The sequence below is a fragment of the Paenibacillus sp. NPDC056933 genome, from assembly GCF_042674385.1.
Taxonomy (GTDB): domain Bacteria; phylum Bacillota; class Bacilli; order Paenibacillales; family Paenibacillaceae; genus Paenibacillus.
In genome coordinates, this window is sequence record NZ_JBHUQN010000007.1 from 33,916 (window position 1) to 55,835 (window position 21,920).

The 21,920-nt window shown below is 44.7% G+C and carries 17 protein-coding genes, 1 tRNA gene and 1 other RNA gene; 16 read left to right on the top strand and 3 right to left on the bottom strand.

Annotation, left to right across the window (positions count from 1 at the left end; all coding sequences use genetic code 11):
* The first annotated feature begins 21 nt into the window (after window positions 1-21).
* The 4 genes from ACFTRD_RS29470 to ACFTRD_RS29485 all read left to right on the top strand — a co-directional run bounded on the left by ACFTRD_RS29470 (window position 22) and on the right by ACFTRD_RS29485 (window position 4,571).
* Window positions 22-291 (top strand): HPr family phosphocarrier protein, encoded by a 270-nt coding sequence (locus ACFTRD_RS29470; protein WP_017691248.1) that lies wholly within the window; start codon window positions 22-24, stop codon window positions 289-291.
* A 147-nt stretch (window positions 292-438) separates the two neighbouring features.
* The gene (locus tag ACFTRD_RS29475) at window positions 439-1,194 is read left to right on the top strand and encodes an SIMPL domain-containing protein (protein ID WP_379386191.1); all 756 of its coding nucleotides are present in this window, start codon (window positions 439-441) and stop codon (window positions 1,192-1,194) included.
* A 363-nt stretch (window positions 1,195-1,557) separates the two neighbouring features.
* Complete coding sequence (locus tag ACFTRD_RS29480) at window positions 1,558-2,655, top strand: PdaC/SigV domain-containing protein (protein WP_379386193.1); 1,098 nt, start codon at window positions 1,558-1,560, stop codon at window positions 2,653-2,655.
* 555 nt (window positions 2,656-3,210) lie between these two features.
* Window positions 3,211-4,571 (top strand): IS1182 family transposase gene (locus tag ACFTRD_RS29485; RefSeq protein WP_379386195.1). Its coding sequence is split into 2 segments (ribosomal slippage): window positions 3,211-3,778 and window positions 3,778-4,571, totalling 1,362 coding nucleotides; the frame shifts between segments, so codons are not numbered across the junction.
* Window positions 4,572-4,771: 200 nt separating this feature from the next.
* On the opposite strand, the gene clpP is transcribed toward ACFTRD_RS29485, so the two are convergent.
* The gene (clpP, locus tag ACFTRD_RS29490) at window positions 4,772-5,368 is read right to left on the bottom strand and encodes an ATP-dependent Clp endopeptidase proteolytic subunit ClpP (protein ID WP_063566492.1); all 597 of its coding nucleotides are present in this window, start codon (window positions 5,366-5,368) and stop codon (window positions 4,772-4,774) included.
* Between the two features lie 180 nt (window positions 5,369-5,548).
* A tRNA-Arg gene (locus ACFTRD_RS29495) sits at window positions 5,549-5,623 on the bottom strand.
* Between the two features lie 485 nt (window positions 5,624-6,108).
* On the opposite strand from ACFTRD_RS29495, the gene ACFTRD_RS29500 reads away from it, so the two are divergent.
* From ACFTRD_RS29500 to ACFTRD_RS29555, 12 genes are all read left to right on the top strand, one after another.
* Window positions 6,109-7,134, top strand: a complete 1,026-nt coding sequence (locus ACFTRD_RS29500; protein ID WP_076291987.1) for a sugar-binding transcriptional regulator — start codon at window positions 6,109-6,111, stop codon at window positions 7,132-7,134.
* A gap of 107 nt (window positions 7,135-7,241) precedes the next feature.
* A complete protein-coding gene (gap, locus tag ACFTRD_RS29505) occupies window positions 7,242-8,249 on the top strand; it encodes a type I glyceraldehyde-3-phosphate dehydrogenase (RefSeq protein ID WP_056695277.1) in 1,008 nt (335 codons plus the stop codon).
* Between the two features lie 149 nt (window positions 8,250-8,398).
* Window positions 8,399-9,580 (top strand): phosphoglycerate kinase, encoded by a 1,182-nt coding sequence (locus ACFTRD_RS29510; protein WP_379386199.1) that lies wholly within the window; start codon window positions 8,399-8,401, stop codon window positions 9,578-9,580.
* 33 nt (window positions 9,581-9,613) lie between these two features.
* A complete protein-coding gene (gene tpiA / locus ACFTRD_RS29515) occupies window positions 9,614-10,366 on the top strand; it encodes a triose-phosphate isomerase (protein ID WP_079344950.1) in 753 nt (250 codons plus the stop codon).
* A complete protein-coding gene (gpmI, locus tag ACFTRD_RS29520) occupies window positions 10,366-11,910 on the top strand; it encodes a 2,3-bisphosphoglycerate-independent phosphoglycerate mutase (RefSeq protein ID WP_379386201.1) in 1,545 nt (514 codons plus the stop codon). Before tpiA ends, gpmI begins: the two co-directional genes overlap by 1 nt.
* 240 nt (window positions 11,911-12,150) lie before the next feature.
* Complete coding sequence (gene eno, locus ACFTRD_RS29525) at window positions 12,151-13,437, top strand: phosphopyruvate hydratase (RefSeq protein WP_379386203.1); 1,287 nt, start codon at window positions 12,151-12,153, stop codon at window positions 13,435-13,437.
* A gap of 219 nt (window positions 13,438-13,656) precedes the next feature.
* Window positions 13,657-13,890, top strand: a complete 234-nt coding sequence (secG, locus tag ACFTRD_RS29530; protein ID WP_024629498.1) for a preprotein translocase subunit SecG — start codon at window positions 13,657-13,659, stop codon at window positions 13,888-13,890.
* 530 nt (window positions 13,891-14,420) lie between these two features.
* Entirely contained in the window at window positions 14,421-17,180 is a 2,760-nt protein-coding gene (gene rnr, locus ACFTRD_RS29535) for a ribonuclease R (RefSeq protein WP_379386206.1), read from the top strand.
* Between the two features lie 180 nt (window positions 17,181-17,360).
* Window positions 17,361-17,843 carry an SsrA-binding protein SmpB gene (gene smpB, locus ACFTRD_RS29540; protein WP_379386208.1) on the top strand — a complete coding sequence of 161 codons (483 nt, stop codon included), beginning with the start codon at window positions 17,361-17,363 and terminating at the stop codon, window positions 17,841-17,843.
* Window positions 17,844-18,330: 487 nt separating this feature from the next.
* Window positions 18,331-18,695: a transfer-messenger RNA gene (ssrA, locus tag ACFTRD_RS29545) on the top strand.
* A gap of 89 nt (window positions 18,696-18,784) precedes the next feature.
* Window positions 18,785-18,982: a hypothetical protein gene (locus tag ACFTRD_RS29550; RefSeq protein ID WP_379386210.1), complete on the top strand. Its 198-nt coding sequence runs from the start codon at window positions 18,785-18,787 to the stop codon at window positions 18,980-18,982.
* Window positions 18,975-19,550, top strand: coding sequence for an ATPase (locus tag ACFTRD_RS29555; protein WP_379386212.1), 576 nt, complete (start codon window positions 18,975-18,977; stop codon window positions 19,548-19,550). Before ACFTRD_RS29550 ends, ACFTRD_RS29555 begins: the two co-directional genes overlap by 8 nt.
* 237 nt (window positions 19,551-19,787) lie before the next feature.
* Here ACFTRD_RS29555 and ACFTRD_RS29560 read toward each other — a convergent pair whose 3' ends face one another.
* Window positions 19,788-21,605: a GmrSD restriction endonuclease domain-containing protein gene (locus ACFTRD_RS29560; protein WP_379386214.1), complete on the bottom strand. Its 1,818-nt coding sequence runs from the start codon at window positions 21,603-21,605 to the stop codon at window positions 19,788-19,790.
* Window positions 21,606-21,920: the final 315 nt, after the last annotated feature.

The following is a 21,920-nucleotide window of genomic DNA, read 5'->3' on the forward strand; positions in this document are numbered from 1 at the left end:
CATAATAGGGGGTAAGTTTCCATGACAAAGCACCCGGTAGTTGTCCGTTTGAAAACGGGTCTCCATGCCAGACCTGCGGCACTGTTCGTTCAAGAAGCGAATAAGTACTCATCTGAAGTGTTCGTCGAGAAGGACGACAAAAAAGTAAATGCAAAAAGTATCATGGGGATCATGAGCCTTGCAATCAGCACAGGTACGGAAATCCAGATTAGCGCAGAAGGCGCGGACGCCGAACAGGCTGTAAACGCTTTAGTTAGTCTGGTAAGCAAGGAAGAACTTGAAAACCAATAAGATATGATTTGAAGCCAATGAAGAAGTCCCGAAAGGGGCTTTTTTGCGTTTTGAGGCTGTCAAGTGCAACATTATGGAATTAAGCCCGTCTGTTAGGTATCAAATCGATTTGAGTTTGAGATGTTAAAACTTAAGGAGGCTAACGTGATGGGTAAACTATGGATGAAACCGCTGGGCGCCGTATTGGTTGCAGGAACATTGCTTGTTGGAGGTACTGCATGGGTGGCACCGGGGAATTATGCGTATGCTGCTGAAGTTCAGGGAGTTCAGCAAAACGTGATTAACGTTGTGGGTACAGGAGAGATTCAGGTGAAGCCGGATATCGCTTATCTTTCCATTGGAGTGAATAGTACTGCGGAAACAGCGGCATCTGCTCAAAAAGCGAATGCGGCGAAAATTCAGAAGGTAACCAATCTGCTGAAAAACACATGGAAAATCAGTGCAGATGATATTCAAACCAGTCAGTTCTACGTACAGCCTAACTACACGTATAGCGATAAAGACGGACAGAAGATTAAAGGGTACACAGCGCATCACACACTGACTGTCACATACCGTGATATGGACAAGATCGGTGAGCTTCTGGATGCCGCTTCCCAAGCTGGTGCCAACAACATTGAAAACGTGCGCTTTACGGTCGAAAAACCGGAAAGTTTTGAAGCTCAAGTGATTGAGAAAGCTGTTGCCAATGCTGATGTGAAAGCTGGAGCGATTGCCAAGGCAGTTAAACGCCAACTGGGTACTGTTCTTTCCGTGAGCCAAGGTGATGCCAATGTGCCTGTAATGTATGCAACCGAATCGTTGATGTCCCAAGCGAAGTCAGATGCAGTAGGTGGCACAGCCATTGAAACAGGACAGGTCAAAGTAAGCACAACGCTGAATATTACTTATGAAATGAAATAAGCAAAATAATTAATGCCGAGTGTCCGTTAAAGATATGCTTGATCGGGCGAAGGTATTAATGACAAAGACGTTGTCCATTAGACAACGTCTTTTTTGTTATAAAGGCAGACTTTGATGAAGTTTGAAAAGAAGAGTTGAAATATGGCGAAATAAAATGCTGTTATTTGGTATCTTTTTTGTCTATTTGTTCGTAACAAAACCTTCATTATCAGCTCATGGATCGAACAACATTGTAACTGGAGCTGTAAACCTTTCGGGAACTGGGTTAATTATAATAAAGAGGTGAGCGTATGAGACATACGATCAGGTCAGGATACATACGCAATGACACTCAAATGTGAATTCGAGAGAGGAGTTATATATATGACATCATGGAAAAAATGGACGAGTGCACTACTGGCGGCAGGAATTATTGTAGGGAGTGGGGCTGTATGGCAGGATAGTTCCGTGCAGGCAGCTTCGGTATCGACGAAAGTGACAACACCTACGGAGGTAACCCTGAAATCTGGAGGCACAACTCTTACTCAAAAAGGACTCCTTCAGGGTGGCTCTACTTGGGTATCGCTTACTGCAGTGAAAGATGTTGCAGGTGGAAGCTTGAAATATGATGCAAAGGCTAAGGAGTACGCCTTAACGGCAGCCAATAATACGATGACGATCAGCCTGATTGACGGTTCCCCTAGTGTTAGAATTAACAACTACTACCCACAAGTGGAAGCGAAGCTGATTAATGGCCGATTGTATATTCCCTTCTCTGCTATGAGAGATTATCTGGGTGTGCAGGGCAGTTGGGATGGAAAAGCGAAGACACTTACGCTGAGCAAAGTGAAACAGAATAGTGTGGCGATTAAGGCGGCAACAGTGAAAGTCAGCATCAAGAACGCCGAAGTCGATATCCAATATCCTCAGGTGAGCGGACTGGCTAACGATAAAGCAGAAGCGGCGATCAACAAGGTACTGAAGGACGAAGTCGATGCTTTTGTAGCGGATTTCAAAAAACAAACCAAGGAATTTGGAGACGCCGCAGCGAACCGCCCATATGCATTTGAGAGCTCTTACGTCGTGACGTACAACGAAAATGGTGTGCTTGGGCTCATTACGCAAAGTTATCAGGACTATGCAGGTGCACATGGCATGACGTTCCGTTCGGGTCACACCTTTGCTCTGGATTCCGGTAAGGAATTGAGTCTGGATGATGTGATTCAAAATAACAAAACCGTGCGTGAAACGTTGAGTAAAAAAGTTGGAGATCAGCTTAAAGCTAGTGGCGGTTATCTTGAAGGCTATAAAGGCTTGAATAAAGATCAGGATTTCTATGTAACACCCACAGGTGTAGTTGTATTCTTCCAGTTGTATGAGTACACAGCTTATGCGGAGGGTTTCCCGGAATTCCCATTCACGTATAAAGAGTTGCTTCCTAAGGGCACAGAACCGTTTAGTGGGTTAACTGCAAACAAGTAAAGTGTTGAAAATATTACAGGCACCTAGACAGCTTTCGACTTGCACTGGCCTCTGTAGAGAACCTTTAGGGTTCTTTAGGACTCCATTAGTCACTCCTTAAGTATTCATTGGATGTTGGGAACTCTAACGAACCTGTTGCATTTTATAAGGTTAAATATGAGGCTTTGTATGCTGTAACGAATCGTAGAGATGCTATTCAGTGAAGAAACGGGGGAGTCGAGTGGAAATGGGCGCATAGTTAGCAATGATAACCTTCCTGTGATTCGTTAGAATTTCATTTCGTTGAAATGTTGGATAATAGCCTGTGCTTAGTTCGTTAGATGTAATTTAGTGTTAGTTATATTGCTAGCGTAACGCGTTGAGAGTAAAGTAAATCGATTAAATAAATATCATGCACTCTTATGTTATATAAAAAAAGGCGCCCTCGTCATATTGACGAGGGCGTCAGGCTGTCGAGAAAGTCTCGACAGCTATTTTTTATACATTTAGTTCAACACGACACCGCGTTAATATTGTATAATATTAGTAAATAAACGTTCGGAAGGGTGTTAAAATATGTTGCGTTCGAATCGAGAAAAACAGCAGGCTTACGAATTTGTTTCAATTGAAGAATTGGTTCCTCAAGACCATTTGCTCCGCAAAGTGGACAAGTATATCGATTTCTCTTTTATCGACGAAAAGGTTCGGCCACTATATTCTACTGATAACGGGCGGCCTGCGATCGACCCCATCGTGTTATTTAAGATGATTTTCCTCGGTTATTTTTATGGCATCCGTTCCGAACGCCAACTCGAACGGGAAATTCAGACCAACCTCGCTTACCGCTGGTTTTTGGGGTTAGGTCTAACCGACAAAGTGCCGGACCATTCTACGATTAGCTGGAATCGTCGTACTCGCTTTAAAGACACTGAGATTTTTCAGGAGATCTTTGATGGAGTTGTGCTTCAAGCTGTTCAGCACCGTATGGTAGGCGGACGTGTCTTAGTTACCGATTCAACCCACGTTAAAGCGAATGCGAATAAGCATAAGTACACCAAGGAACAGATTTTACAAAACACCCGTGATTATGTGAATGAACTTAATACTGCCGTAGAGGCCGACCGGAATGCACATGGAAAAAAGCGCTAAAGCCTAGAGAGGACGTGATAGAGGAAAAGGAAGTCAAAGTGAGCACAACAGATCCCGACAGCGGTTATATGATCCGTGATGGGAAACCGGAAGGATTTTTCTACTTAGACCACCGTACTGTGGATCTGAAATACAATATGATTACGGATGTACATGTCACTGCTGGAAATGTCCATGATTCTATACCGTATTTGTCCCGTTTGGATCGTCAACAACAACGATTTGGTTTTAAAGTAGAAGCCGTTGCTCTGGACTCCGGATACTTGACTTCACCCATCTGCAAAGGGCTGCAAAGCCGAAACATTTTTGCCGTTATTGCTCACCGAAGATTTCACCCGACCCAAGGTTTATTCCCAAAATGGAAGTTTACATATGATGTACAGCGCAATATTTATGTCTGTCCGGCAAAGCACGAATTACCGTATAAGACGACCAACCGCAAGGGATATCGGCAGTACGCTTCTGATCCACAGCATTGCAAGAACTGCCCGTTATTAAACGAATGCACACGATCTCGCAACCACCGGAAAGTGGTGACCCGTCATGTCTGGGAGGACAGCAAAGAGTGGGTTCGAGGCAACCGGTTGAGTCGATCCGGGAAATATCTCTACCGAAAACGAAAAGAAACGATTGAGCGAAGCTTCGCGGATGCCAAAGAGCTCCATGGGTTTCGCTATTGCCGTTTGCGGGGACTGCAAAACGTCAGGGAACAGGCCTTGATGACGGCAGCTGTGCAGAACATGAAGAAGATGGCGATCCACCTGGATCGCCTGGAAAAGCGGAGGTGATCTCCCCTATTTCCGTTTTGAACCGACCACTTGAAATATGAGAAACCCTGTACTTTGAAAAAAGCACAGGGTTTCTCGACAATCTGGCGCCCTCGTCATATTGACGAGGGCGTCCTTTATTCATATAGCCAACTCAACTGGGCGATGACCATTTGAGTTGGCTATATGGTATATATCAGTGTAACTGGCGTTCGCCCGGCTTAGATGCCTTGGGAACCTACGTTTTCGATGACTTTATCAATGATACCGTAATCGGCAGCTTCAGCAGCACTCATGAAGTAGTCACGATCTGTATCTTTCTCGATACGCTCCAACGGCTGGCCTGAACGTTCAGCGATGATGCGGTTCAAGGTATCACGCATTTTCAGGATGCGACGGGCACGAATTTCAATGTCCGAAGCCTGACCTTGCGCACCACCAAGTGGTTGGTGAATCATGATTTCGCTGTTAGGCAATGCAAAACGTTTGCCTTTGGCACCTGCGTTCAACAGGAATGCACCCATGGAAGCCGCCATACCTACACAGATGGTAGATACATCCGGTTTGATGAATTGCATTGTATCGTAGATAGCCATACCGGCTGTAATTGACCCGCCTGGGCTGTTGATGTATAAATGAATGTCTTTCTCCGGATCTTCCGCAGTAAGGAACAACATCTGTGCCATGATGGAATTCGCCACAACGTCATTTACATCACTGCCAAGGAAGATGATACGATCCTTCAGCAATCTGGAATAGATGTCATAGGCGCGCTCACCGCGGTTGCTCTGTTCAACGACCATTGGAATATAACTCACGTGAAAAACCTCCTCGGAAATGTAAATGTTAAATTGGTGTTCTTACTATAAACTGTTACCGTATTAACCACATCATAAACAATTTCAAACAAAAAGTCAAAGAAAGTCAAACTAAGTTTTAAAAAAAAGAAACCTATTCGGTTTCATTGGTTAAAAGGGTTATGAGCTGCTAATTAAGAATGGCGCGCCCGCCAAGAATCGAACTTGGATCTCAGGCTTCGGAGGCCTACGTCATATCCATTGGACCACGGGCGCACATTGATTGTCCTGCTACTCATTTATGTAGCACTTATGCCTACACATAAATGAGTTTCAAATATGTGACAGCAATAATGATTATAGCTCATGAGTTATTTAATTGCAAGCAGATGATCATACTTGTGGTTTGGATTACCTAGAAATTGATCATGATGAAGTTATATGGATAAAGAGCGCAAATAGGTAAATGCTAAGAGAGGTTTTGGACAGGCTATATGAAAAGTGAATGCAAGCAATATATAGATAGGATTTTTTCTTTTCTTCTATATGTGGTATGCAGGAGGTTATCCTCCATTATGGGAGGTTGACATTGTGAAAATAGGCGCGTACAAACGCCTGAAACGTGTCGAATTTACACTTTGAAACACTTGCATGTCGCGTCAGTTTTAGGTAGAATAGACGTGGGACTTAAAAAGTTAACCCGGGACGTTTTAGGGCCATGAAAGAGAGCTTGGAACGAGAAGCTTGCGGGAGTGGAAAGCATGCGAACGATTTTAGAAGTGCAAAAGCAGCTTCTGCCTGATCTCATGGATGTCTTGAAGAAGAGGTATACGATTCTGCGCCAGATCATGTTATCGGATGTGATTGGACGAAGAACGTTAGCTAATTCCATGCAGATGACCGAGCGGGTTCTGAGGGCTGAGACCGATTTGTTAAAGGCTCAGGGACTTATTGAAATTGACAGTGCAGGAATGAAGATCAGTGAGGCAGGGCATGAATTGCTGCAGCAGTTGGAACCCGTCGCCAAAGAGCTGTTTGGATTATCCGAACTGGAAGAACGCATCAAGCAAGCCTACGGTCTGCAAAAGGTAGTTGTAGTTCCCGGCGATTCGGACATTTCTCCATTTGCCAAACGGGAACTGGGCAGAGCCGGAGCGAAGGCTCTGGGTAATATTATGAGTGATAACGATGTTGTCGCCGTAACTGGCGGTTCAACAACGGCTGAAGTCGCAGAGCAACTGACTCCGCCAACATCGCTGAAAGGTGTCTGGTTCGTACCGGCACGCGGTGGGCTGGGAGAAAGCCTCGAAATTCAGGCCAATACGATTGCATCTACGATGGCAAAACGGGTAGGGGCTCAATACAAACTCCTGCATGTACCGGATTTGCTTAGTGATCATGCCTATGAATCATTAATCCAGGACCCGAGTGTTCAGGAGATTCTGCAGCTGATCCGAAAATCGCGAATCGTCATTCATGGAATCGGTGATGCCGTAGAGATGGCACGGCGCCGCAAACTTGCGACAGAGATCATAGATGAACTTCAGGAGCAAGGGGCCGTATCGGAATCCTTCGGTTATTACTTTAATGATCAGGGTGAGGTGGTACATACCATGCTTACGCTGGGCATGCGACTCCAAGATATTGAACGAACCGATGTCGTAATTGGGATTGCGGGTGGCAAGAGCAAGGCTGCTGCCATACATTCTGTTCTGCGATTTGGTCAGGAAGATATTCTGATTATTGATGAGGCTGCTGCTGAAGTCATCGTCGCCGAAATGGAATAAGGATTTATTTTGCATCACCACTATTGTTGTCTTGACGGACTTCACCGTCTGTCTTGAATATATAAGCTTCATAAAAAAATCAATCAAAACTTGGGAGGAACTTACTCATGATTAAAGTAGGTATTAACGGTTTTGGACGTATTGGTCGTTTGGCATTCCGCCGTATTCAAAATGTAGAGGGCATTGAAGTTGTAGCAATCAACGACTTGACTGATGCTAAAATGCTGGCTCATTTGCTCAAATATGATACAACTCAAGGTCGCTTCGATGGCGATGTTGAAGTACATGATGGCTTCTTCAAAGTGAACGGCAAAGAAGTTAAAGTATTGGCTAACCGTAACCCAGAAGAACTTCCTTGGGGCGACCTGGGTGTAGATATCGTTCTGGAATGTACTGGTTTCTTCACTACTAAAGAAGCAGCTGAGAAACACTTGAAAGGTGGAGCTAAGAAAGTTGTTATCTCCGCACCAGCTACTGGCGACATGAAAACCATCGTTTACAACGTAAACCATGAAATCCTCGACGGTACTGAAACTGTAATCTCCGGCGCATCTTGCACAACAAACTGCCTGGCACCTATGGCAAAAACGCTGCAAGACAAATTCGGAATCGTTCAAGGTTTGATGACTACAATTCACGCTTACACTGGCGACCAAAACACATTGGATGCTCCACACCCTAAAGGTGACTTCCGTCGTGCTCGCGCAGCAGCTGAAAACATCATCCCTAACACAACTGGTGCTGCTAAAGCAATCGGCTTGGTTATTCCAGAACTGCAAGGCAAACTCGATGGTGCAGCTCAACGTGTACCAGTAGCAACTGGTTCCCTGACTGAGCTCGTAACTGTATTGGGTAAAAAAGTTACTGCTGAAGAAGTTAACGCAGTAATGAAAGAAGCTTCCGATCCACAAACTTTCGGATACACAGAAGACGAAATCGTATCTTCCGATATCCAAGGTATCACTTTCGGTTCCCTGTTTGATGCAACTCAAACTAAAGTTCTGACTGTTGGCGACCAACAATTGGTTAAAACTGTAGCTTGGTATGACAATGAAATGTCCTACACTGCTCAACTGGTTCGCACTTTGGAGCATTTTGCAAAAATGATCAAGTAATATCTGCAATAACATAGAGCGGAAACAGATGCTATTGTTTCCGCTCTTTATATATCAACATTTTGCAAATTTCTCAAAAACACCAGGATTGACAAGGGATTTCAGCTCTTGATTGGTCCACCAAATACATGGGTGCGGAGGAAATACAGATGAACAAAAAAAGTGTACGCGATATTGAATTGACAGGAAAACGGGCTTTTGTCCGCGTAGATTTCAATGTACCGCTCGAAGATGGTAAAATTACAGATGACAAACGTATTCGTGCAACGCTTCCTACGATCAACTTCTTGATCGAAAAAGGCGCTAAAATTATTTTGGCAAGCCACATGGGTCGTCCAAAGGGCGAAGTGGTTGAATCCATGCGTCTGACTCCGGCTGCTGAGCGTTTGTCTGAATTGCTTGGCAAAAAGGTCGTTAAAGCTGACGACTGTATTGGTGATGCGGTAAAAGCTCAAATCGCTGAACTGAACAACGGCGACGTAATGTTGCTTGAAAACGTTCGTTTCCATGCAGGCGAAGAGAAAAATGATCCGGAACTGGCAAAACAATTTGCTGAACTGGCTGACGTTTTCGTTAACGACGCTTTCGGCGCTGCTCACAGAGCACATGCTTCGACAGAAGGTATCGCTCACTTGTTGCCAGCGGTGTCCGGTTTGTTGATGGAGAAAGAACTGGAAGTGTTGGGTAAAGCGATCTCCAACCCTGAGCGTCCTTTCACAGCAATCATCGGTGGTTCCAAGGTTAAGGACAAAATCGATGTCATCGACAATCTGTTGAACATTGCAGATAACGTAATCATCGGTGGTGGTCTGTCCTACACATTCATGAAGGCTCAAGGTTATGAAGTAGGTCAATCCCTGCTGGATGAGTCCAAACTGGATGTAGCTCTGGGCTTTATCGAAAAAGCGAAAAAACTGGGCAAAAACTTCTATCTGCCAGTCGATATCGTAATCTCCGACGACTTCAGCGCGAACGCAAATACGAAGATCGTTGAAGTTGGCGACATTCCTGCAGATTGGGAAGGTATCGACATCGGTCCTAAAACACGTGAGATCTACGCTGACGTGATCAAAAATTCCAAACTCGTTGTATGGAACGGACCAATGGGCGTATTTGAAATCGAACCATTCTCGCATGGTACTCGTGCGGTAGCGGAAGCTTGCGCAACAACAGATGCTTATACAGTGATTGGCGGCGGTGACTCCGCAGCAGCAGCTGAGAAGTTCAAACTGGCTGACAAAATGGACCACATCTCTACAGGTGGCGGTGCATCGCTCGAGTTCATGGAAGGCAAAGTACTTCCTGGCGTAGTTGCATTGAACGACAAGTAAGTTTTAAGCTATAGCATGAAGGAGTTGAAAACCATGAGAACACCGATTATTGCAGGTAACTGGAAAATGTTCAAAACGGTTTCCGAATCCAATGACTTCATTCAGGAAGTTAAAGGGAAAGCGGAAGTTGAAGGCGTAGAGACTGTGATCTGCGCACCGTTTACAAATCTGCCATCCCTGGTAGAAGCCGTTAAAGGCACAAACATCAAAATTGGTGCCCAAAATCTTCATTTTGAAGACAATGGTGCATTCACAGGTGAAATCAGCGGCGTAATGCTGAAAGACCTGGGTGTGGATTATGTCATTATTGGTCACTCGGAGCGCCGTCAATATTTTGCGGAAACCGATGAGACTGTCAATAAAAAGCTGCATGCAGCATTCCGTCACGGATTGACTCCAATCTTCTGCCTTGGTGAAACGCTTGAAGAGCGCGAAGCCAATCAAACGAAAGACGTATGCAAAGTGCAAACGGAAGCTGCTTTTGCAGGTCTGTCCGCAGATCAAGCAGCACAAGTGGTTATCGCTTATGAGCCAATCTGGGCGATTGGTACTGGCAAATCCTCGACTTCCCAAGATGCGAATGAAGTTATTGCTTACATTCGTACGCTGGTGAAGGATCTGTACGACCAGAAGGTTGCAGATGCAGTTCGTATTCAATACGGCGGCAGTGTTAAACCTGAGAACGTAACAGAATACCTCGGACAAAGCGATATCGACGGCGCGCTTGTTGGCGGTGCCAGCTTGCAGCCGGCTTCGTTCATCGCGCTTGTTGAGGGGGCGAAGTAATGACAGCTCCAAAACCTGTAGCACTGATCATTATGGATGGCTTCGGTCTTCGTAACACGGTGGAAGGCAACGCGGTAGCGCAAGCCAAGAAACCGAACTATGACCGTTTTATGAGCCAATTCCCACATACAACACTCACTGCTTGCGGTGAAGCTGTAGGTTTGCCCGAAGGACAAATGGGGAACTCCGAGGTAGGTCACCTGAACATTGGTGCTGGCCGGATCGTATACCAGGATTTGACTCGTATCTCCAAATCGATTCGTGACGGTGAGTTCTACGATAATGAAACACTTGTCAAAGCTGTTCGCGAAGCGAAACAAAACGGTAAGAAGCTTCACTTGTATGGTTTGTTGTCCGATGGCGGCGTACATAGTCACATCGACCACCTGTTCGCTATGCTGGATCTCGCCAAAAAAGAAGAAATGAATGACGTATACATTCATGCCTTCATGGATGGCCGTGATGTTATGCCAGATAGCGGTAAAGATTTCATGCAGAAGCTGATTGCCAAAATTGAAGAAGTCGGTGTAGGACAAATCGCAACGGTTCAAGGTCGCTACTACGCGATGGACCGTGACAAACGCTGGGAACGTGTTGAGAAATCATATCGCGCCATCGTTTATGGTGATGGACCAAAATACACTGACCCACTCAGAGCGGTTGAAGAATCGTATGAAAAATCCGTATTTGATGAATTCGTTGAACCAACGGTTATCGTTAAAGCGGATGGCCAACCGGTAGGTTTGGTGGAGAGCGGCGATTCCGTCATTTTCCTCAACTTCCGTCCTGACCGTGCGATCCAGCTGTCGCAAGTATTCACGAACCAGGATTTCCGTGGTTTCGACCGTGGTCCGAAGTTCCCTGTGGGCTTGCATTTCGTGTGCCTGACGCTGTTCAGCGAGACTGTTGAAGGTTATGTGGCGTATTCGCCTAAAAACCTTGACAACACGCTGGGTGAAGTTCTGGTACAGAACAACAAGAAACAATTGCGTATTGCAGAAACCGAGAAATACCCGCACGTAACTTTCTTCTTCAGCGGCGGCCGTGATGTTGAGCTTCCAGGCGAAACACGCGTGCTGATTAACTCACCAAAAGTTGCAACATACGACTTGCAACCGGAGATGAGCGCGTATGAAGTAGCTGACGCATGTGTTCGTGAGATTGAAGCAGACAAACATGATGCCATCATTCTGAACTTCGCTAACCCTGATATGGTTGGACACTCCGGCATGCTGGAGCCTACGATTAAGGCAGTAGAAGTAACAGACGAATGCATGGGCCGTGTTGTGGATGCCGTTCTCGCCAAAGGCGGCGTTGTGCTGATTACTGCGGATCATGGTAACGCGGATATGGTGTTCGATGAGCAAGGACGTCCGTTCACGGCTCATACAACGAACCCGGTTCCATTCATCGTTACAGATGCGAATGTTACCCTGCGTGAAGGCGGAATCCTAGCGGATATCGCTCCAACGATTCTTGACTTGATGCAATTGCCTAAACCGGAAGAAATGACAGGAACATCTGTCATCGCTACCCGTAAATAAGTTACGTAACAACATATATAATTGGGCGGTTTGGCGTTTGCACATTGAACGAAGGTAAGCAGAAATCGTCTGAAGAAGCAACGCGTTCGCCTTTATCACATGATTTCAACTCATGTAAATAAGTTTAAAGAAATCAGGGGATAACAGCGATCGGAAGACGATTCTGCTGACGTAGTGAAATAAGGGCAAACACAAGTTGGTCCCAAAATTAAATCCCAACTATAAAGGAGATTATCACTCATGACTATTATTTCTGACGTGTACGCTCGCGAAGTCCTTGACTCCCGCGGTAACCCTACAGTTGAAGTTGAAGTATACCTGGAGTCCGGCGCAATCGGACGCGCTATTGTACCATCCGGTGCATCCACTGGTGCCCACGAAGCCGTTGAGCTTCGCGATGGCGACAAATCCCGTTACCTGGGTAAAGGTGTTCTGCAAGCTGTTAAAAACGTAAACGAAACAATCGCTCCAGAAGTGATCGGTATGGACGCTTTGGATCAACTGGGTATCGACAAATTGATGATCGCTTTGGACGGTACGCCAAACAAAGGTAAACTGGGTGCCAACGCAATCCTGGCTGTATCCATGGCTGTAGCTCGCGCAGCTGCTGACGCTCTGGATCTGCCATTGTACGTTTACCTGGGCGGTTTCAACGCTAAAGTACTTCCAGTACCAATGATGAACATCATCAATGGTGGTGAGCATGCTGACAACAACATCGACGTTCAAGAGTTCATGGTTCTTCCTGTTGGCGCACCAAGCTTCAAAGAAGCTCTTCGCGTAGGCGCGGAAATCTTCCACAACCTGAAATCCGTACTGAGCTCCAAAGGCCTGAACACAGCTGTAGGTGACGAAGGCGGCTTCGCACCGAACCTTGGTTCGAATGAAGAAGCAATCACTACAATTATCGAAGCAATTGAAAAAGCAGGTTACAAACCAGGCGTTGACGTATTCCTGGGTATGGACGTAGCTTCCACTGAGTTCTACAAAGATGGTAAATACACACTTGCTGGCGAAGGTAAATCTTACACTTCTGCTGAGTATGTTGACCTTCTGGCTTCATGGGTTGAGAAATACCCAATCATCACAATTGAAGACGGTATGTCCGAAGATGACTGGGACGGTTGGAAATTGCTCACTGAGAAATTGGGAGACAAAGTACAGCTCGTTGGTGATGACCTGTTCGTAACGAACACGGAGCGTCTGGGTAAAGGTATTGACGAAGGTATCGGTAACTCCATCCTGATCAAAGTGAACCAAATCGGTACATTGACTGAAACATTTGATGCTATCGAAATGGCTAAACGTGCAGGATACACTGCTGTAATCTCCCACCGTTCCGGTGAGTCCGAAGACAGCACAATCGCTGACATCGCGGTTGCAACAAACGCAGGTCAAATTAAAACGGGTGCTCCTTCCCGTACAGACCGTATCGCGAAGTACAACCAATTGCTCCGCATCGAGGATCAACTGGGCGAACTGGCACAATACAATGGTCTCAAAGGTTTCTACAACCTCAAAAAATAAGTTGTCTTCTGACAACTGTTGGGCAAGCCGGGTAAACCGGCTTGTCTTTTTTGTCGAGAACATAATAATCACTTACGTATGATAGGGTTGAAAATGATGGCTTAATCTCAGTGAATTGAGGAGATGCCAATACTTGTATCACATGCATAGCTGTGTTACAATTAAAGTAACTGTTTTTATGGTGAGATGTTATGCCCACATGGGTAGGAGGTGGAATGAATGGATATTGCTTTGAAATTGCTGCTCGTCGTATTTTCGATCGGTCTAATCACTGTAGTATTGCTGCAGCACGGGAAAAGCGCTGGTTTGGCGGGTGCCATCTCCGGTGGTGCGGAACATCTTTTCGGTAAAACGAAAGCGCGCGGACTGGATCTTTTCCTGCAACGTGCAACGGTTGTACTGGGTGCAGGATTCTTCATTTTGTCTATTATTGTTACGGTTGTGTCCAAGTAAGACTCGGATTCATTTCCAAACAATTTAATAGCTTGAGCGTAATCGCTTGAATAATTAGCCTTCGTTTCGAGAAGAAACGAAGGTTTTTTAATAAATTTATTCATGTCCAGTCTTTTCCAGTCATCCACATGAACCAGATCTTCGATTTCTTCTCACTTCCGTTCGGTTACCTTCCCTTCCCACATATTCGCCCTGTTCTGGGCCGTTTCTTTTCTGTCTGTTCAGTGTACGAACGATAATGTATGTTTGAGCCCTTGATCTCAAAAATTTCTGATGCAAGAGCTAACCAGATGAGAGCAAACCACATGTAGCATAAATGCTGTTATGATGCATGAAAGCGCGATTAATGCGAGGGACCCCGCAGGCTTGTTTTATTTTGCAGGGGTACGGATGCGCCGGATTGAATTCGTGTATACTAGGGTATGAGATAGTGAGGCCCCCGTTAAAGGCTTCATGTCTGCAAGGTTACCGATACATAGAGAGAGATGAGACGAAATTACACTTTTACGTTTCCCGAGGTGAATATATTAATGATAACTGAACAACAATTGCTCGATTTCATGCGGGAAACCGCCTATAAACCAATGACTTATCAGGAACTGGAACAGCACTTCGAAATTGAAGATGCGGCTGATTTTAAAGCCTTTTTGATTATGCTTAATACGCTGGAGGAATCCGGCAAAATTTTGCTGACCCGGAACAACCGCTACGGCATGCCAGAACGTATGGATCTGGTGCGCGGACGTTTACAAGCTCATGCGAAGGGCTTTGCTTTCCTCATTCCAGAGGATCGAGAGCACCCGGATGTATACATCCACGCGAATGATATGAAAAGCGCCATGAATGGTGATACGGTGTTGGTTAAAGTAACTTCTCAAGGACCTTCCGGTGGACGTTTGGAGGGTGAGATTGTCCGTATTGTTACTCGTGCTGTCACGCAGGTTGTTGGTGTATTCCAAAGCCATGAGGTGTACGGTTTCGTTATACCGGATGATAAGCGGATTAACCGGGATATTTTCATCCCGCGCACCAACTTTGCAGGGGCGGTTGATGGACAGAAGGTCGTAGCAAAGATCGTCAGCTATCCAGAGGGCCGTGCGGCAGCCGAAGGTGAAGTGATCGAAATTCTCGGTCATAAGGATGAGCCGGGTATTGATATTTTGTCCGTTATTCGCAAGCATCAGCTGCCAGAAGCCTTCCCCGATGAAGTGGTGGAGGAAGCCGAAAAAGCGCCAGACGCCATTACGGAAGAAGAAATTGTTCAGCAGGGTCGCCGCGATCTGCGCGGACTTAACATTGTCACGATTGACGGCGAAGACGCCAAGGATCTCGATGACGCTGTCAATGTGGAGAAGCTGCCAAACGGTAACTACCGTCTGGGCGTTCATATTGCCGATGTGGGCTATTATGTACAGGAGAATTCCAAGCTGGATCAGGAAGCCTACAACCGTGGATGCAGTGTATATCTGGTGGACCGGGTTATTCCGATGCTGCCACAGCGTCTGTCCAACGGGATCTGTAGTTTGAACCCGCAGGTAGATCGTTTGACTCTGTCATGTGAGATGGAGTTCAACGACCAGATGAAGGTTGTGAAACACGACATTTTCACGAGTGTAATCAAAACCAAAGAGCGGATGACGTATTCCAACGTCCGTAAAATCCTTGAAGGTGAAGAGCCCGAATTGCTCGAGCGTTATAAGGATCTGGTAGATGATTTCCATCTGATGAAAGAAATTGCTTTGAAACTGCGTGCAATGCGTATGCGCCGCGGTGCGGTTGACTTTGATTTTGAAGAATCCAAAATCATCGTGGACGAAGAATGCAAACCGGTTGATATCGTGAAACGGGAGCGTTCGATTGCGGAGCAAATCATTGAGGAATTCATGCTGGCAGCCAACGAAACGGTGGCAGAGCATTTCCACTGGTTGAAGGTTCCGTTCATTTATCGTGTGCATGAAGATCCTGATCAGGAAAAACTGCAAAATTTTCTCGCCTTTGCGGCGAATTTCGGCCACCATGTCAAAGGACGTGGCAACGCGATTCATCCACGGGCGCTTCAATCCTTGCTTGAGGATATCAACGGCACGAAGGAACAGACCGTTATCAGCACAATGATGCTGCGATCCATGAAGCAGGCGAAGTATGATTCCGAAATGTCGGGTCACTTTGGTCTGGCGGCAGAGTTCTATAGTCATTTCACATCACCAATCCGTCGATATCCCGATCTCGTCATTCACCGGGTTATTCGAGAAGTGATTGAGAACAATGGGGCTTTGCCTGAGAACCGTCAAGAGTATCTGGCTGCACGTATGGCCAATATTGCACAGCAATCTTCGGAACGTGAGCGTGTCGCTGTTGAAGCTGAGCGGGATACGGAGAAAATGAAGAAAGCTGAGTACATGCTTGATAAAGTCGGAGAAGAGTTCGAAGGCATGATCAGCAGTGTAACCAGCTTCGGTATGTTCATTGAACTGGAGAATACGGTAGAAGGTCTGATCCGCCTGAGTGCGCTTACGGACGACTATTATCATTTTGACGATCAACATATGGCTCTGATTGGTGAACGTACTTCCAAGGTCTTCCGCATCGGTGATGAAGTGAAGATCCGTGTTGCACGCGTGAGCATGGAAGAGTATACGATTGACTTCGAAATGGTCGATATGAAACCTCGTGGTGAACGCCCTCCCGGTGGCTTCGGAGGCGGACGTGGCGGTAAAGGCGGACGTCCTGTTAGTGGCGGTGGACGCGGTGGTGCGAAGAGTGGTTCCGGTGGATTCAGTGGTTCGCGTGGTGGTAAAGGTGGCTCTGCTGGTGCTGGAGGCAACCGTGGCGGCAGATCAGCTGAAGATAGCAGCAAAGGCGGTCGTGGCAGTCGTAGCGGAGCTTCGAACACCGTAGGAAGCGCAGGTGGCAAAGGTGGCGGTAAACCGAGAGGTGAGCGTCGTGCTGGAGATGCCGGCGGGTCCGCTGGTCGGAGCAAAGGGGCGTTAAGCTTTGGCTTTGGGTCTGGCAAGGGCGGTTATAGCTCTACAGGGGGTGGCCAGGAAGGCACTTCAGCTAGTGGACAAGGGAATGGTTTGAACAGCGGCAGCAGTCGCGGTGAAGGAAGCTTCAAATCCGGCAAAGGCGGTAGTGGACGCAAAAACACCTCACCTAGCGGTGTGTTTATTGGAGAAGGAGCTACACCAGGCGGTGTTCAGGAAGGCGGAGCACCACGCCGCAAGCGCAAGAAGACTAAAGGTGCACCAGCCAACGGAACGGCGGCTTTTGTACGGAAGAAGAAAAAGTAATCTCGTTTCGCTGAGCATGAAATGAGTGTAATGAGAAGGGGCGGCGCCGACCGCCTCTTTCTTGATTTTAACAGCGGTCCTTGCTACAATTAAGGTCTGGCATGTGGTACCTGGGGAAATGTATGGTGCGCTGCTGTAGAGCATTGGTACCGGCTTATTTTACGGAGAAGGAGTGAGGACATGGGCAAGAGTGATGGACAGAGTAAAGTGCTTGCACAGAATAAAAAGGCTTCCCATGACTACTTCATTGAAGATACGTATGAAGCGGGCATGGTGCTTACCGGAACGGAGATTAAATCTCTTCGTAACGGCCGTGCGAATATTGGCGATGCATTTGCCACGATTCGGAACGGTGAGATTCATATTCACAATATGCATATTAGTCCCTTTGAACAAGGGAACCGTCATAATCCAATTGATCCAACCCGTACTCGCAAGTTGTTGATGCATAAAGGGCAGATTCACAAGCTGCTTGGGCTGTCGAAGCAGGACGGATACAGCATTGTGCCGCTGAAGATCTATATTCGCAACGGGTATGCAAAGCTATTGCTCGGACTGGGTAAAGGTAAGAAGCAGTATGATAAACGGGAGTCTGCTGCAAAACGCGATGCACAACGTGATATTCAACGGGTACTGCGCGAGAAGCAGAAGGTTGCTCGTTGATTAAATGCATCGATGCCGTAAGATGAACATTAAGTTAGAAGTAATTGAGAAGTAAGATATGAGATCTCAAGTTTTACCCGTCATGGGGTGAAGCTTGGGATTTTTTTAGTAAGTTCTTTTGATTGCGTGGTGGTCTGTCACCATATTTGTATCGCTGTTGCTTAGTTCAGTCAGACAGTGGGTAAAATAGATGTACGATTGTTCGTTACCTCAGGTTTGGGTAAACTTTACTTCGCTTAAGGGACGCGGTATAATATGTAGACGATTGAGCCATCTGTTGTATTGGTTAAACTTGCACAGTTGCTCAGCCTGCTGGAACGTCTTCCAGTAATCTGTACTATATCGGTGATTCGCCCTGTGTTATGATGTTCTTGTAGCAGACAGGAATGCCGAGTTTGAAAGAAGCATCTTTTTACCTTGGAGGAAAAAGATGTGCAGCACCTTTGCTCCGTATTCACGGATTAATCCTGGAGCCCTTCTTATATGAGGGGGCGTTTATGGATTCGACGGGGATAGTTCGAGCATGGGTAGCGGGTAGTGGGGACGCGTCCACTTCATCAACGCTAAAGCCTATTAAACGGCAAACAACAAACAAACTACGCTTTCGCAGCCTAAGAAACTGTGTGCGTGCTTCTAACCTGCATCGCCCATGTGACAGGATTAGGGGCTAACAAGTAGTGGGATACGCTGTCACATCTCCGCCTGGGGTGTGCTGAAGAAGACAATCAGGCTGACCCAACGTATAGCCGGTTACGGGGCGATACTCGGGTGACATCAAAACTGTGACTACACCCGTAGAAGCTTATGTGTCGTTATCTTCGGACAGGGGTTCGACTCCCCTCGCCTCCATTAGAGTGAGCAAAAACCATCAACCAGTGTTCTGGTTGGTGGTTTTTCAGTTTATGATATAATAAGCATAAATTTAGATGGGGGGATTCAAAATGTTCGAAAATCGTGAACAGCTCCAAGAAATTTTAAAAAAAGCAAATCAACATGCACGGAAACAAGCTAAAGAGTCCGGTGCCTCTATTTATTATATAAAGAATAACAAACGCGTTCGTGAGGATGCTGAAGGTAATAAATTCGAAATTATTTTTGATGCTACTGGGAAACGGCTGGAGTTTGAGTATCATGAGTGAAACTAGACCAGTCATGACTGTGTTTGCGGGTACCAATGGAGCAGGGAAAAGTACACTCAGCATGCAAATGAAAGAGTGGCTTGGTGAACTGGTTGATCCAGATCAAATTGCAAGAGAGTTGAAGCCAGAGAATCCACGCAGTGCTGACCTGTCTGCTGGCAGGGAAGCTGTAAAAAGAATCCGATCACTCATTAAAAATGGTGTAAACTTCGCTATTGAAACGACATTGTCCGGATCATTTGTTTTAAAACATATGGAAATAGCAAAAGAATACAATTATGAAATTGTCGTTTACTATATCGGTCTTGAGGATGTTCAAATGCATATAGATCGTGTAGCCTCTCGTGTTGAACAAGGTGGACATTGGATTTCAGAAGAAGACATTCGTTATCGATATGGCCAGTCATTGAAGAACCTTAAACCGGCTCTAGCCATCGCAGATCAGGTTATCATCATTGATAATACATACAAGCCTTTAATTGTTGCGGAAATCATACAGAGTAATTTGATCTATTGTGTGGAGTCAATACCTGCTTGGTCTAATCCTGTTCTTGTTAGGTACGGATGAAAGCGTGACATCAAAACTGTGACTACACCCGTAGAAGCTTATGTGTCGTTACTTCGGACAGGAGTTTGACTCCCTTCGCCTCCATTAAGAAACGAAAAATAAATGACCATTAATCAGTTTTATGATTGATGGTCATTTATTTGCTATCTTTAATATGTCATAAATGAATTTAGAGCATTAATTGGTGAGAAGATCAAGTAATCACATATTTCTATTTAATTGTTTTCGGATATGTAATTAACTTCTGAAAAATCTTTTATAAATAGAAGTATATTGAGAAGGAGAGACTTCATTAACGTCTGAGAATAAACGTTCATGCAACTTATTATCGTACATGACTGGCTCTGAGTAATTAGTTTTAAATACGATTAACTGTTTTCCATAAAAAAGAGGAGTGAACATATTTTGCAATATATGAGTTCTGTACTCTTCAGTAATTGAGTTATGAGTTTTAATATACTCTTTAATAGAATGTGTGTACCTATCTATTGATTGATTTACACTTTTGGCTTCAGCGTCAATTCCAACAATGAATGAATTATCTACACTTTGATAAGATGTTGAATATTGTTTTTCAAACTCTATGGCTGCCCTCTCATTGTCAGCAATTCCTACGATGACATAACCTACCTTATTAGGACCAAGATTGTTAATAGCAGTTAAGGTTTTTATGATTTTATTAATACCATTTTTATTTATTTTATTTTCACCAAATGTTACAAGCCCAATTTTAAAATCATAAAGATTCTGTTCAGTTCGTGATTTCATAATAATATTAGTACATTGCATTGTCCAATCGTCTACAGCAGGATCTTCAACTGATGATTTAGAGAATGCGGGTCTAATTTTACCCATAACAAAAGATATTTTTGTATTCATCTTGGCTACTAACCGTAATTCGCTTAGGGATTCTGCTGTAAACAATTCATTTCCTATTCCTTGTAAGTTTCTGTAGAACAAATCATAATTTACAGAAGATAAGTTCTCTTTAAAAATTAAGTTGTGGATTGCCATGAATACAGACTGAAAGGGAAATGCTAGATCTTTAATAGATCTGCTCTCTGGAGACTTATTATATATGCAATTTTTGAAAGAAATTCTATTCTGAGTGAGAACTTCTTTAATAACTGAAAAAACTGTGTTAAATTTCTTTTCAATTATAGACCTTGTTACTCTATCTACAGCGTTCTCTATTGTTGTCATTTCAAGGGGAGCTCGGGTACTTAAGGGATTGGGGTCATAACCGTAGTATTTATTAAGAGTTTCACTGGTATAAGCAGCCCGTTCACCATCGTTTAAAATCATATTTGCAATAATAAAGGCAACAATTTCTTCGTCTCTAGAGCCTCTTAATAACCCAGCATCAATTATTTCATTACTTACCCAGAATACCTTTCCTGTATAAATACCATATTGAAGTCTGTGGTTACTGAGACTGATGTTTGACATTTCATTTAATTTTAGTATATCTTTTGAAACATCCCCTCTTGCTTGAGATGACAAAGTTCTTACTAGCTCTGAGAACTTACTGTTTACACCTACCTGCCTTAATTCTTGAAGAGATAAATGCCGTCCAGTAGAGTTTATTCTCTTAAAGGCTTCTTCAATTTGACTAGAGTCTTCATAAGAAAAAATAGAGACTGGAAGAGGATAATTAGCTATATTGCGGCAAATATCTGCCGATATAGTACCGCCTTTTTGCTTTAGATGTCCTTGCCTCATCAAGTTAATAGTGTCAGGCATTGTCTCGAGATTAAAAAAACCCGATTTCAAGCTATATTTTTGCTCAATTAATGAGCAAATTGCATCTAACCTTTGCATGCCGTCAATTACCTCTAATTCTCCTCCAGCATTCTCGGCAAAAAGGAACATAGGTACAGGTAAATTATTCATGACGGTATCAATAAAATTTCTCTTTTCCTCTATAGTCCAACACAACTTACGCTGATATTGCCTATTAACTATTAACTTTTTGGCAGCATATAAACTGTACATCTGCGAGATACTATAGGATTTAATTAATGGTTCATTTCCTAATTTCTTTGAACTGCTCAAAAAATCACATCCCCAAAATTCATTGTATGAATCTAATATATATTATGATTGTAAAATTAATTTTCTACAATAGCTTAATAGAAAATTTTGTATAATAAGAAGAGTAGGTTCTATAATTAAACATGTTGCTTATGTTCCGTCTAAAGTAAGATAATGTAAGAAGACAATCAGGCTGTCCCAACGTATATTCGATTACGGGGCGATACTCGGGTGACATCAAAACTGTGACTAACTCGTAGAAGCTTATGTGTCGTTATCTTCGGACAGGGGTTCGACTCCCCTCGCCTCCAAGAAAAAAAGAATCAGACGGTGAGC